This window comes from Erwinia aeris (genome assembly GCF_041224955.1).
Classification (GTDB): Bacteria; Pseudomonadota; Gammaproteobacteria; order Enterobacterales; family Enterobacteriaceae; genus Erwinia; species Erwinia aeris.
In genome coordinates this window covers 129,718-141,314 of record NZ_JBGFFX010000002.1, presented here as the reverse complement: position 1 = coordinate 141,314, position 11,597 = coordinate 129,718, and the positions used below count along the sequence as shown (strand labels likewise).

Here is an 11,597-nt window from a genome sequence, read left to right as displayed (position 1 = left end):
TGAGTAATACGCCATTATACAAGATTTCAGCCTGTTAAGCATCGCTGAGTTCTTCTTTGCACCCTTACGGGCCGCAATTGCGAGTTCGCTCTGGTTTTCCGTGCGGCTATGTTAAAAAAGCTGTTATTCTAAATAGGTTACAGGTTTAGCATGAGATCCCGATGAAATACCAGCAACTGGAAAACCTTGAAAGCGGATGGAAGTGGACATACCTGGTGAAAAAACACCGGGAAGGTGAAGCGATCACGCGTTATCTGGAGCGAAGCGCGGCCCAGGCTGCCGTCGGTGAGCTGCTGGCGATAGAATACAGCCCTGGCGAGGTAACGACATGGATTGCCCGTCATATCAATCCGGCGCTGGAAAACCGCATGAAGCAAAGTATACGCGCGCGCCGCAAGCGTCACTTTAATGCAGAACATCAGCATACGCGGAAGAAATCTATCGATCTGGAGTATCTGGTCTGGCAGCGGCTGGCCGCGCTGGCGCAGCGGCGAAACGTCACGCTTTCGGACACCATTGTGCAGCTGATAGAAGATGCAGAGCATAAAGAAAAATATGCCAGCCAGATGTCTTCACTCAGGCAGGATTTGCAGGCGATCCTGGGCAAGCCGGATTAGACCTGTCGACGGTCTGCAATTACGGCCGGCGGGACAATAAGCAGCAGCGCGAAATAGCGCCCACAAAAAACCCCGCCGAAGCGGGGTTTTTATCAAAGCGTAAACTTAACCCTGAGGCTGAGTTACCACGTCTTTGATGCCTTTAACCTGGATTTCTACGCGACGGTCTGGACCCAGACATTCGATCAGGGCGTTACGGCCTTTCACGCTGTCACAGGTGTTGCCGGTAACTGGGTTAGTTTCACCCATGCCACGTGCAGAGATCTTGTTAGAAGGGATGCCTTTAGACACGAGGTAGTCAACAACGGACTGTGCACGTTTCTCAGACAGTTTCTGGTTGTACTGGTCAGAACCGATACGGTCGGTGAAGCCCAGAACCACGACGTTGCCGTCTTTAGGATCCAGAGAGCTCAGCTGGGTGTACAGCTGATCCAGAGCCTGCTGACCTTCTGGCTTCAGAGTCGCCTTGTTGAAGGTGAACAGCACGTCTGATTTCAGGGTGAAACGCTTGGTTTCAACAACTGGCGCTGGTGCTGGAGCCGGAGCCGGTGCTGGCGCTGCTTCATCCTGGCCGAAACGGTAGGAAACACCTACGCTCAGCATGGCGTTATCTGGACGGGTGCCAACGGTGTTTGCATCACCGATGTTGTTAACCCACTGGTAGTCCAGACGGGTAGCCCAGTTTTTGGTTACAGCGTATTCAACACCTACAGCTGCCAGCGGAGAAACACCGGTGTCGTGATCGCTGATGCGAGTACCGTTGTTGTTCTGCGTGGAGTCAGCGCGCCATACCATGCCGCCCAGACGGGTGTACACGTCCAGATCGTCATAGATTGGGTAGCTCAGTTTCGCAGCCAGCTGAATGCCCTGTGCTTTGAATGCGCCGTTTACGACATTGCCTTTGTTAGGCATACGACCCAGCCAGTCATAACCCAGTTCGAAGCCCAGGTACTGATTAGCCTGGTAACCACCGAAGGCACCTGCGCCCAGCTGGCTTTCGTGAGTTGGGCCGTCGTTGTTCGCATAATCGTTACCGTAGTAACCAGTGTCGTGGTACTGAGACCAGCCCAGTTTCGCACCGGTATACCAGGTGTCATCTTTAGGAGCGGCCTGCGCTACGGTAGCGAAGCCAGCCAGTGCCACTGCAATTGCGATAGCTGTCTTTTTCATTTTTGCGCCTCGTTATCATCCAAATAGGCAATGAGCTTTCATTAGCTCTTTGATTTAATCCTTCGCCGGGTTATGACGCTCGATTATGACTCATCCAAAAAAGGGAGATTATTGAGCACCCTGGCGACGTAAAGTCTACAACGTACCAGCAAACTTACAAGTAAGATGTGAAGGCGGTCTGAAAAAAAACGGCGTTTTGTACACATTTTTACACATTTGCGTACAGGACGGCGGGAAATAACTTCCGGGAAAAACGCGGCTAAACCATTGTCACGCCGGGTCATAGCATAATCAGACGCTTATCATGCCCGGCGAAGAAGTTTATGATGAGAAAACTCTTATTTTTACTTAATGATACAAACTCGACTGAATTTTTAACCCATTAAAGGGTCTGCACGCGACAATTTCGACCGGATCCGGTCGCATAATCAGACCTAAAGCCTGGCCGCTTAACGCTGCGTCATGGAGCCGACGACGATCTTCCTCGGTCAGTTCCTCAGGCAGCCAACCCAGCACCACGCTGTAGTTCCCCGTTTGCAGCGCTTTAATCATGGCCTCCAGCGTATTAATGGCCTGCCCCTGGACCTGCATCACTTTATTAAGCGGCAGCCCGGAACGCGCAAGCCAGCTGCGGCTCAGCTTTTGCTGCGGCGTCAGCCATAGCTGCCAGCGGGACTGCGTGCCCAGCTGTTGCAGCAAAGGGAGCAGTAGCATTTGCGTCATGCCCGGCTGATTCTCGCTGTAGATCAGTTCGCTGATCAGGCCAGTCGCTTCGCTATGGGATGAAGAGCGGGGCTGAGGAAAACGGCTGTTAACAGAATGAGATTTCATGGAATGAGTACGCATATCGGCTTTGCTCGCAGGTCACTGTATGGATATACAGTATAAGGGCGGTGAACAAAGATCAACCCTAAATTTTGATAACGTCTCGCAAAATCACAATGAAACCGGCTGTAACGGCAATTAGTAATTGAACCTGTTACCACGATTGCATACTTTTCATTTCTCACAGGGACGAGGGTGTTCTGTATACAGGGAGAAAAGGATGAGCCAGTCAAAAAAACAGATTGAAAAAGCCAGACGCCAGCTTGCCGAACTGGGCGAAATCGAATGCCGCAGCCAGTTCGGCGGCTACAGCCTGTCGATAGAGAACGTGGTGTTCGCGCTGGTAGCGGAAGGGGAGCTTTATCTGCGGGCCTGCGAGCAGGTAAAGCCCTATATCGTGGAGCGGAAGATGCAGCCTCTGCATTTTACTAAAAGAGGGATGCCGGTCGCGCTGGATTATTATCGGGTGGACGACCCGCTGTGGCAAGAGCACGGGCAGCTGGTGGCGCTCTCCCGGCTTTGCCTGCAGGGCGCACGCCAGCAGCGAACGCAAAAGCAGCAAAACCAGCGCCTGAAAGATTTGCCCAATTTGACTATCCGCATCGAGACGCTGCTACGTCAGGTCGGCATCAGCACTATCGCCATGCTCAAAGAGCAGGGCGCCAGACGCTGTTGGCTCAAGCTGTACGCCAGCAACAACAATTTGGGCATCAACGTCCTTTTCGCGCTGGAAGGCGCGATCGCGGGCCGCCATTACGAAGCGCTGCCGGAAAGCGTCAAAACCGAGCTTCGGCAGTGGCATAAGGAAACGCTGCGGCGCCGGGCCAGGCAGCAAAAGTCTTAGGCCAGCCCCTTTTTTTTCAACCGAACAATTTCCGGCAGCAGTGCAACCAGCAGGCCAACCTGCTGTAAGACCAGCGGCTCCTTTGTGTCCGGCGCCGCTTCCGCCGCTGCCAGGCGGGCGGAAAGATTGCCCAGCAGCCTGGCCGCTTTGTCTTCATCGACAATATCAATATGCAGCACGTCGTCGACGTAGCAGACCGCGTCATCCATCAGTTGCAGCATGGCCGGGTTGGTGATTTTCTCGCGATGGGCGCCCAGCGCGGAAATATAGCTGAGAAAAGAGTGGTTCAGGCACAGTAGTCGGAAAGCGTCTTCACGCAGGCCCGCGCTGGCGTTTTTTTCGGCCGAAATATTAGACACTACCGAGGCCAGCTCGGCGTCGCAGTTGTGCGCATCGCGCCGGGCAATGCGGTAATCCAGGCGATTATCTTTGCCCTGGTGATACTGCACCAGAATGGCGTCCAGATAGCGGCAGTTGGCATTAAGCGTGCGATCCGCGACGGCGGAAAGCTGGCGGAAACGCCAGTCGGGCCAGATAAAGGCCACGGCGATCCAGGCTATGCCGCAGCCCAGCAGCGTATCGATAATACGCGGCAGCGCGATCTCGAACCCCTCACCAAGCAGGTTAAAGCAGCAAAGTACCAGCAGGGTGATAAAAAGCGTGGCGTAGGCATATTGCGACTGTCGGAAGGCGAAAAACAGCACGCCGGTGAGCACAATGAGTATCAGCTGTCCCTCAACAGAGGGGATCAGCCAGAGTAGCGGCAGACCAATCGCTATACCGGCCAGCGTGCCGACAATACGCAGCGCCAGGCGCCTTTTCGTCGCGTTATAGTTGGGCTGGCAGACAAACAGGCTGGTCAGCAGGATCCAGTAGCCGTGTTCCAGCCCGGTGATCTGGATAAAAGCGTAGCCGGTACAGAGCAGCAGCGACATGCGCACGGCGTGCCGGAAAAGCGGCGACTGCGGCGAAAGATGGCGACTCAGGCGCAGACGGATATCTGCCCAGCCGGTCAGGCCTTCACTGGAAAGACGTCCGTCGCTGTTGTCCTGCAAAACCTGCCCGGACTCGATGGTCGCCAGCTGGGCGTCGATAGCCTTAAGGTTATGCAGCAGGTAGTGCATAGCCTTAAGTTCGCTGCTGGCGGGTTGGTTTGCACTCAGGCGCTCCAGCGCGGCCTGAAGGTGCACAAAAGCGCGCTCAAAACGCGGATCGTGCTGCCAGGGTTCGCGCAGCAAGATAGCGTTGGAGAGCTGCTGGCAGGCGCGCGCCTGCATGGTTAACAGCCGCTGAAAGCGGAACAGAATATCGCTGTAGCGATACTCTTTGCGTAAGGCGTGATATTGCGCGTGGGAAGAGCTGGCGCGCTCGTGAATATCCTGCGCCACGAAATAATAGTGCAGCGTGCGGCGCGTGCTGCGCTGCCCGCGATCGCCACGCAGCCGGGACTGGATGGAAATCTTGGTTTGATTCAGCGTGGCGACCAGCTGGCTATTGGTCATTGCCGCTTCAATCAGCGAAGCGTCGTCATTCTCTTCGATGTCTGGATCGAAGAGACCTGCTTTCGCCTCCAGGTAGCGCGCCAGGCCTTCAAAGCAGCGCGCAATATTCTCCTGTAACGGACGTACGGGAAAAATCAGATGACCGATCAGCGTCAGCAGGTTGTACCAGATAGCTCCCGTCAACAGCAGCGAGGGCTGCAAATACCACTGGGGAAACAGACCAAGCCCCAGCAGCGTATAGACAGCGATCAGCAGCGCGCCGAAAGCAATAGTGGCGTAACGCTGACCCAGCGCGCCGAGCAGGATAAACCCCCAGGTAGACAGCGCCAGCCCAAGGGTAAACAGCCAGGGAAAAGGAGAAAGCAGCTCCACCGAGACGGAGGCCACGCAAAAGCAAACCAGGGTGATCAATAAATTGCGCAGCCTGCCGCTGAGGCGATCGTCAAGATCGGCCAGCGCTGCCGCCACAACGCCCAGCGTTAGCGGGATAGTCCAGGTTATCTGGCCCAGCCATAAAGGCACGCCCGCCGTGCCGGCCAGCGCAAAAAAGATGCGCAGGTTGTAGAGCAGGGCGCTGTTATAGGCATAGCGGCGCAGGCGTGGCGACAGCGACAGACGCATAGTTAGTTATACCGGCTGCGGGCGTTGGCTTCACGGGCGGCTTTGGCGACTTCAACGCTGACTACGCGGCGTCCGACCGGCCAGAGTGCGATAGCGGCGATCTTAAAGTGTGCGATGCCCGTAGGGATACCGATAAGCGTAATACACTGCGCGATGCCTACCAGGATATGGGTGACGCAAAGCCACCAGCCGCAGAAAATAAACCAGACGATATTTAATACGGTGCCGCCGGAGTTCAGCAAAACATTTTTTTTGCCGGGATTAAGCTCATCCACATGCACCGCTTCGTTGCCAAACGGCAGTAGCGAAAGCTTGGTGATTTCCCAGCAGGAACGGGTTAACGGTAGCGTAATAATGAAAACGATGCTGAGCAGCGTGGCAACAAGCCAGCCGAAAGTCGTGACAAAACCGCCCAGAAAGAAATTTAAAATATTTAAAACGGTACGCATCAGATAGGGTCCTCGCGCTGCGCGAAAAAAGAAAATTCAATACGTTGATTATACCGTGTTTTAACGCTGGAGCGGTACATCCTTGCCGGGTAAACTGTCCGGCAGATTAACCGCAGCCCGAGAGCCTCTATGGAACTGAAAGCAACCTCGCTGGGTAAGCATCTGGCGCAGCATCCCTATAATCGGGTGCGTCTGCTCGCAGCCGGCGTCGAAGTCAGTGGTCAGAAGCATGAATACCTGATCCCTTTTAACCAGCTGTTGGCGATCCGCTGCAAGCGCGGACTGGTCTGGGGAGAGCTGGAGTTTTCGCTGCCCGATAATAAAGTGGTGCGTTTGCACGGCACGGAGTGGCAGGAAACGCAGCGTTTTTATCACTACCTTAACCAGGCGTGGCAGGCGTGGAGCCAGCAGATGAGCCCGATCGCCGCCGAAGTTTTACAGCAGCAGGTTGCCAGCCTGAGCGAGTTTGAGCAGCAGGATCGCTGGCTGAAACGTCAGGAAGTGGCGAACTGGGGCGAAAAAATCCGGGATGCTTTCTCCTCTCAGCCTTTGCCCGTCAGCCGTCTTGAAGAGTTTGAATCCTGTCGCGAAGCATACCTTTTCTGTCAGCGCTGGCTGGAAAACAGCGAGGCGCAGCGTCAGCAGCGCAACAGGCGCTGGACGGAAAAAATGCTGGCGCAGTATGCCGATTTTTTTGCCGGCGTCGAAAGTTCACCGCTTAGCGCCTCCCAGGCCAGCGCAGTAGTCAACGGCGAGGAAGCGGTGCTGGTGCTGGCCGGGGCGGGCAGCGGGAAAACCTCGGTGCTGGTGGCGCGTGCAGGCTGGCTGCTGATGCGTAAAGCGGCTGCCGCAGAGCAAATTCTGCTGTTGTCATTTGGCCGTCGGGCCGCGGAAGAAATGAACCACCGGCTTAAAACGCGCCTCGGTAGTGATGACGTTGAAGCGCGCACTTTTCATTCCCTGGCGCTGCACATTATTCAGCAGGGCAGCAACAGGTCGCCAGTGATTAGCAAGCTGGAAACCGACGGCGCGCTGAGGCGCAGGCTGCTGACAGAAACCTGGCAGCAACAGTGCAGCGAGAAAAAAGCGCAGGCCAGCGGCTGGCGGCAGTGGCTTCATGAGGATTTGGGCTGGGAGCTGGACGAAGGCGCTTACTGGCAGGATGAGACGTTGGCCAACAGAGTCGGCGAGCGTCTGGAGCGCTGGCTGGAGCTCATGCGGATGCACGGCGGCGCGCAGGCCGCGATGATCGAATCCGCGCCGGAAGCGGTTCGCGAGCTGTTCAGCAAACGAGTTAAACTGATGGCGCCGCTGTTAAAAGCCTGGAAAAGCGCACTGAAAGAAGAAGGCGCGGTAGATTTCGCCGGGCTGATCCATCAGGCGATCGCCGTGTTGGAAAAAGGACGCTTTATCAGCCCGTGGAAGCACATTCTGGTCGATGAATTTCAGGATATGTCGCCGCAGCGAGCGGCTCTGCTGGCGGCGCTGCGCAGGCAAAACAGTCAGACTTCGCTGTTCGCCGTGGGCGATGACTGGCAGGCGATTTATCGCTTTAGCGGCGCGGAAATGGCGCTCACTACCGCCTTTCATCATTATTTTGGCGAAGGCGAACGCTGCGTGCTGGACACGACCTGGCGATTCAACGAGCGTATTGGCGAAATAGCCAATGACTTTATCCAGCGCAACCCGTCCCAGCTGAAAAAGCCGCTGAACAGCCTGAGCAAAGCCACTAAAAAAGCGCTCTCGTTGCTGCCTGAGTCACAGCTGGAAGCGCTGCTGAATAAGCTCAGCGGCTACGTCACGCAGGAAGAAGAAATCCTGATCCTCGCGCGCTACCACTACCAGCAACCGACGCTGCTGGCTAAAGCGAAGACGCGCTGGCCGGGCCTGAATATTTCTTTTGCAACGATACACGCCAGCAAGGGGCAGGAAGCAGATTACGTACTGGTGCTGGGATTAAAAAGCGGCGAGGATGGGTTTCCGGCCGCTGCCAGAGAGTCGGTTATCGAGCAGGCGCTGCTGCCGCAGCCGGAAGATTTTCCCGACGCCGAAGAGCGGCGTTTGGCCTATGTCGCCATTACGCGGGCGAAAAAACAGGTTTGGCTGCTGTTTGACAGCGATGCGCCGTCAGGCTTTGTAGCAGAATTTAAACGCATGGGCGTGCCGCTGTTACGCAAGCCGTAATCCGGCACGCCCGTGGCGTCTACTGCAGGCGCGCCTGCAAATAACGTTGATAGTCAGGAATAGAAATATCAAGCGGCTGTGCGAACAGCGGAGAATGAATAATAAAGTCGGCGGTGGTGCGATTGGTCGCAACAGGGATATTCCAGACCGTTGCCAGGCGCAGCAGCGCTTTGACGTCAGGATCGTGCGGTACCGCGTTCAGCGGATCCCAGAAGAAAATCAGCACGTCGATTTTGCCTTCCGAAATCAACGCGCCTACCTGCTGGTCGCCGCCCATTGGGCCGCTTAGCATAGCGGTAACCGGCAGGCCGGTGGCGCGCTGGATCAGATTGCCGGTGGTGCCGGTTGCGTACAGCGTATGGTGCTGCAACAGCGCTTTATGGCTGTCGACCCACGCCATCATTGAGGCTTTACAGTGATCGTGCGCGACCAGCGCAATATGTTTTTTTTCCCCGAGGGTGCGGGTAGTCTGCTCCATGGCGATATCCTGTTTCGTTGAAAAGCAAACTATACGGCTTCCGATCCCGGGATGCCAGCAGGGCAGGCTTAACCTGTGCGGAAGGCTTTCATCAGCAGAACAAAACGTTGGCGGGTAGCGGCGTCAACCTGTTGATACCATAACTGCAGTACCCGGCCAGCCGGATAATGGCTGCTGGCGAAAGTCAGCGTATCGTCGGTCGGGCTGCCGGTAGTATGCGGCTGCGCAAAGCGAGGCACCGAAGCCGAATGGCCCTGCATATTATAAGCCGCCATTTCCCGTTCATAATTTTCGCCAGCGGTGCCGGTCAGTGTGTCCTGCTCGCTCTGCACAACCTTGCCGTGCTCGTCATGCAGCTGAAAATCGGGGTGATGGGCAAACGCACGTGCCTGGGCAGACGTGCGGATAGCGGGCAACGCGATAGCAATTGATTTAACGTTGGTAGTAAAAGTCACGATCAGCGGCGGCGAACGCCAGGACGAGGTATGGCTGTTTTCCAGCCTTTTTTCTACGCGGAACAGCAGCTGGTGCTGTCCTTGCTCCAGTTCAAGCCCATCGGCGCCTTTCAGCAGTGAACCGGAAATTTTATGACCGTCGAGCACCAGCAGATCGATCTCAGGCGCGAGTTTTAAGGTGGTTGCATGGGCCGCAGCCGCAACCCACATTGCCATCAACCCTGTCAGGAGCAGACCCAGCTTCATTGTTTCTCCAGATGCCCGAAATATAAAAAAGAGCGAATGTATCAAAGTCTTTCAGTATGACAGCATATTAACATTTTTACATATTTATTCATGCTAAATCTTTTGCGGCTATGATTATAAGCGCAAAATACGATCGTCTTGCAAAACAGAAATAGTTAACGGAGCCGCTATGGACGACAACATTATTAATGAAGTTTTGACAACGACTCGCCATATCGCGCTGGTAGGCGCCAGCGAGAAACCCACCAGGGCCAGCCATTACGTGATGGCGTATCTGCTTGGGCAGGGTTACAAGGTGACGCCGGTCAGCCCTAAACTGGCCGGGCAAACGCTGCTGGGACAGCGGGTTTATGCAAAGCTGGAAGAGATACCCGAGCCGGTGGATATGGTTGACGTGTTCCGTAATTCGGAAGCGGCCTGGGGCGTGGCGCAGGAGGCGATAGCGATAGGTGCCAAATCGCTGTGGCTGCAGCAGGGCGTCATCAATGAGCAGGCTGCGGTGCTGGCTGCCGATGCGGGTTTGAAAGTGGTGATGGATCGTTGCCCAATGATAGAAATTCCTCGTCTGGGGTTGGGCAGATAATAAAAAACCCCGCAAGCGGGGTCTTTGTCAGTTTCTGAGGCGTGGCGCCTGCAGCTGTTTGCGAATGGAAGCGGCGAGTTCATCCATTGAAGGATGCTCGGGGTGCTCGCCCGGTATCTCCCAGCCCAGCTGCGCTTCCGCCAGATAGGTGTGCACCGTTTCGCCGTTATCGTCTTCCATCACAACGTGATACCACGGGGCATTACGCAGCGCGCCGTCGGCGATATCGTCAATTTTAGGATCCTCTAACGAGTATTCCGGATCCACATCAACCACCACCCCTAAAAAACCCAGCAGCTTGTGTCGTACCTGCTGGCCAAGTCCAAATTTGCTGGCAATCATCGTGACCTCCCGAGAAACATAACCCTGTCATCCTTTATGGGGGCAGCGTTAGCGTTTTCAAGTCACAGCACGCGGCAGGCAAATCCTTTCAGATAGAGACCTTCCGGATAGCTGGCGATCACCGGGTGATCGGCTGCCTGCCTGAACTGTTCTATAAATTGTACATCACGCTGTGCATCGAGCGCAGCATCAGCAATAATTTTCTGGAACAGCTCGGTAGGCATCAGGCCGGAGCAGGAGAACGTCATCAACATCCCGCCAGGATTTAGCAGCTGCATTGCCAGCATGTTGATATCTTTATAGCCACGGCAGGCGCCGGCCAGCTGGTTTTTATTCTCAACAAACTTTGGCGGATCCATCACGATTAGATCGAATTTTTCTCCGCTTTCGCGATAGCGACGCAGCAATTTAAATACGTCATCGCGCAGAAACTCCGCTTTGCTGAGATCCAGACCGTTCAGCTCTACGTTCTGGCGAGCCACATCCAGCGCCGCCTGTGAGGTATCGACGCTGATCACCTGCTGGCAGCCGCCCATCAGTGCCGAAACGGCAAAGCCGCCGGTATAGGAGAAGCAGTTCAGCACGCGGCGATCTTTTGCGTAGCGGCGCGTAGCCAGCCGGCTGTCGCGCTGGTCGAGGTAGTAGCCGGTTTTATGGCCGGTCTGAATATCGACCAGTAGTTTCATACCGTGTTCGGTAATCGGCAGCAGTTCAGGCGGCGTTTCGCCCAGCACCACGCCCTGCGTCAGCTCAAGACCCTCTTTTTTACGTACCGATACGTCAGAGCGATCGTAGATGGCGCATTGCGGATAGCAGTGCTGTAGTGCGGTAATCAGGGCGGCGCGCTGGTATTCGGCACCGGCGGAAAGCAGCTGCAGCACCAGGAAATTGCCAAAGCGATCGATGGTGATGCCCGGCAGGCCGTCAGACTCGCCGGCTATCAGGCGATAGCTGTCGAGATCGTCGCGCTCCGCCAGCCAGTCGCGCAGCTGCTGAGCTGCCTGCAAACGGCGGGTAAAGAAAGCGATATCGATCGCTTCATCCTGTTCCCAGCTCCAGACGCGGGCGCGGATTTGCGAAGCGGGCGACCAGGCGGCGCGGGCCAGCCATTTACCCTGGCTGTCGCAAACGTCAATGGTTTCGCCCGACTGGGCTTTGCCTTCCATACGGGCTACGGCACCGGAGAAAACCCAGGGATGGCGGCGGAGTAAGGACTTTTCACGTCCTTTAGCGAGAATCAAACGAACGGTCATATTTGCTATGCTTACAGTCAGAAAAACA

Annotated in this window: 12 protein-coding genes; 4 read left to right on the top strand and 8 right to left on the bottom strand. The window is 55.6% G+C overall.

Annotated features, from left to right (window positions below):
• Positions 1–161: 161 nt before the first annotated feature.
• Positions 162–617, top strand: a complete 456-nt coding sequence (gene matP / locus AB6T85_RS04360) for a macrodomain Ter protein MatP (RefSeq protein ID WP_369894884.1) — start codon at positions 162–164, stop codon at positions 615–617.
• A gap of 105 nt (positions 618–722) precedes the next feature.
• Here matP and ompA read toward each other — a convergent pair whose 3' ends face one another.
• Positions 723–1,787, bottom strand: a complete 1,065-nt coding sequence (gene ompA / locus AB6T85_RS04355; protein ID WP_301251195.1) for a porin OmpA — start codon at positions 1,785–1,787, stop codon at positions 723–725.
• 348 nt (positions 1,788–2,135) lie between these two features.
• Positions 2,136–2,633 carry an SOS-induced cell division inhibitor SulA gene (sulA, locus tag AB6T85_RS04350; protein ID WP_253454674.1) on the bottom strand — a complete coding sequence of 166 codons (498 nt, stop codon included), beginning with the start codon at positions 2,631–2,633 and terminating at the stop codon, positions 2,136–2,138.
• Between the two features lie 199 nt (positions 2,634–2,832).
• Between sulA and AB6T85_RS04345 the strand changes: the two genes are divergently transcribed.
• Positions 2,833–3,456 (top strand): TfoX/Sxy family DNA transformation protein, encoded by a 624-nt coding sequence (locus tag AB6T85_RS04345; protein ID WP_369894883.1) that lies wholly within the window; start codon positions 2,833–2,835, stop codon positions 3,454–3,456.
• Here AB6T85_RS04345 and yccS read toward each other — a convergent pair.
• Both yccS and AB6T85_RS04335 read right to left on the bottom strand, forming a co-directional pair.
• Positions 3,453–5,579: a YccS family putative transporter gene (gene yccS, locus AB6T85_RS04340; protein WP_369894882.1), complete on the bottom strand. Its 2,127-nt coding sequence runs from the start codon at positions 5,577–5,579 to the stop codon at positions 3,453–3,455. The genes AB6T85_RS04345 and yccS overlap by 4 nt on opposite strands.
• A 2-nt stretch (positions 5,580–5,581) precedes the next feature.
• Positions 5,582–6,028: a YccF domain-containing protein gene (locus AB6T85_RS04335; RefSeq protein ID WP_253454671.1), complete on the bottom strand. Its 447-nt coding sequence runs from the start codon at positions 6,026–6,028 to the stop codon at positions 5,582–5,584.
• Positions 6,029–6,157: 129 nt separating this feature from the next.
• Between AB6T85_RS04335 and helD the strand changes: the two genes are divergently transcribed.
• The gene (gene helD / locus AB6T85_RS04330) at positions 6,158–8,212 is read left to right on the top strand and encodes a DNA helicase IV (protein WP_253454670.1); all 2,055 of its coding nucleotides are present in this window, start codon (positions 6,158–6,160) and stop codon (positions 8,210–8,212) included.
• Positions 8,213–8,231: 19 nt separating this feature from the next.
• On the opposite strand, the gene AB6T85_RS04325 is transcribed toward helD, so the two are convergent.
• Positions 8,232–8,690 carry a methylglyoxal synthase gene (locus AB6T85_RS04325; protein ID WP_253454669.1) on the bottom strand — a complete coding sequence of 153 codons (459 nt, stop codon included), beginning with the start codon at positions 8,688–8,690 and terminating at the stop codon, positions 8,232–8,234.
• A 68-nt stretch (positions 8,691–8,758) separates the two neighbouring features.
• On the bottom strand, positions 8,759–9,391 hold the full coding sequence (locus tag AB6T85_RS04320; protein ID WP_253454668.1) for a YccT family protein: 633 nt from the start codon (positions 9,389–9,391) through the stop codon (positions 8,759–8,761).
• 169 nt (positions 9,392–9,560) lie between these two features.
• On the opposite strand from AB6T85_RS04320, the gene AB6T85_RS04315 reads away from it, so the two are divergent.
• Complete coding sequence (locus AB6T85_RS04315) at positions 9,561–9,974, top strand: CoA-binding protein (RefSeq protein ID WP_253454667.1); 414 nt, start codon at positions 9,561–9,563, stop codon at positions 9,972–9,974.
• 27 nt (positions 9,975–10,001) lie between these two features.
• Here the strand turns inward: AB6T85_RS04315 and hspQ are convergent, their stop codons facing one another.
• Together hspQ and rlmI are read right to left on the bottom strand one after the other, a co-directional pair.
• Positions 10,002–10,316: a heat shock protein HspQ gene (hspQ, locus tag AB6T85_RS04310; protein ID WP_253454666.1), complete on the bottom strand. Its 315-nt coding sequence runs from the start codon at positions 10,314–10,316 to the stop codon at positions 10,002–10,004.
• Between the two features lie 62 nt (positions 10,317–10,378).
• Complete coding sequence (gene rlmI, locus AB6T85_RS04305) at positions 10,379–11,569, bottom strand: 23S rRNA (cytosine(1962)-C(5))-methyltransferase RlmI (protein ID WP_253454665.1); 1,191 nt, start codon at positions 11,567–11,569, stop codon at positions 10,379–10,381.
• Between the last annotated feature and the right edge of the window lie 28 nt (positions 11,570–11,597).

What these genes read in the sequence shown, in the direction of transcription:
- matP (WP_369894884.1), top strand. Translation starts at nt 162, where the DNA reads ATGAAATACCAGCAACTGGAAAACCTTGAAAGCGGATGGAAGTGGACA.
- ompA (WP_301251195.1), bottom strand. Translation starts at nt 1,787, where the DNA reads ATGAAAAAGACAGCTATCGCAATTGCAGTGGCACTGGCTGGCTTCGCT.
- sulA (WP_253454674.1), bottom strand. Translation starts at nt 2,633, where the DNA reads ATGCGTACTCATTCCATGAAATCTCATTCTGTTAACAGCCGTTTTCCT.
- AB6T85_RS04345 (WP_369894883.1), top strand. Translation starts at nt 2,833, where the DNA reads ATGAGCCAGTCAAAAAAACAGATTGAAAAAGCCAGACGCCAGCTTGCC.
- yccS (WP_369894882.1), bottom strand. Translation starts at nt 5,579, where the DNA reads ATGCGTCTGTCGCTGTCGCCACGCCTGCGCCGCTATGCCTATAACAGC.
- AB6T85_RS04335 (WP_253454671.1), bottom strand. Translation starts at nt 6,028, where the DNA reads ATGCGTACCGTTTTAAATATTTTAAATTTCTTTCTGGGCGGTTTTGTC.
- helD (WP_253454670.1), top strand. Translation starts at nt 6,158, where the DNA reads ATGGAACTGAAAGCAACCTCGCTGGGTAAGCATCTGGCGCAGCATCCC.
- AB6T85_RS04325 (WP_253454669.1), bottom strand. Translation starts at nt 8,690, where the DNA reads ATGGAGCAGACTACCCGCACCCTCGGGGAAAAAAAACATATTGCGCTG.
- AB6T85_RS04320 (WP_253454668.1), bottom strand. Translation starts at nt 9,391, where the DNA reads ATGAAGCTGGGTCTGCTCCTGACAGGGTTGATGGCAATGTGGGTTGCG.
- AB6T85_RS04315 (WP_253454667.1), top strand. Translation starts at nt 9,561, where the DNA reads ATGGACGACAACATTATTAATGAAGTTTTGACAACGACTCGCCATATC.
- hspQ (WP_253454666.1), bottom strand. Translation starts at nt 10,316, where the DNA reads ATGATTGCCAGCAAATTTGGACTTGGCCAGCAGGTACGACACAAGCTG.
- rlmI (WP_253454665.1), bottom strand. Translation starts at nt 11,569, where the DNA reads ATGACCGTTCGTTTGATTCTCGCTAAAGGACGTGAAAAGTCCTTACTC.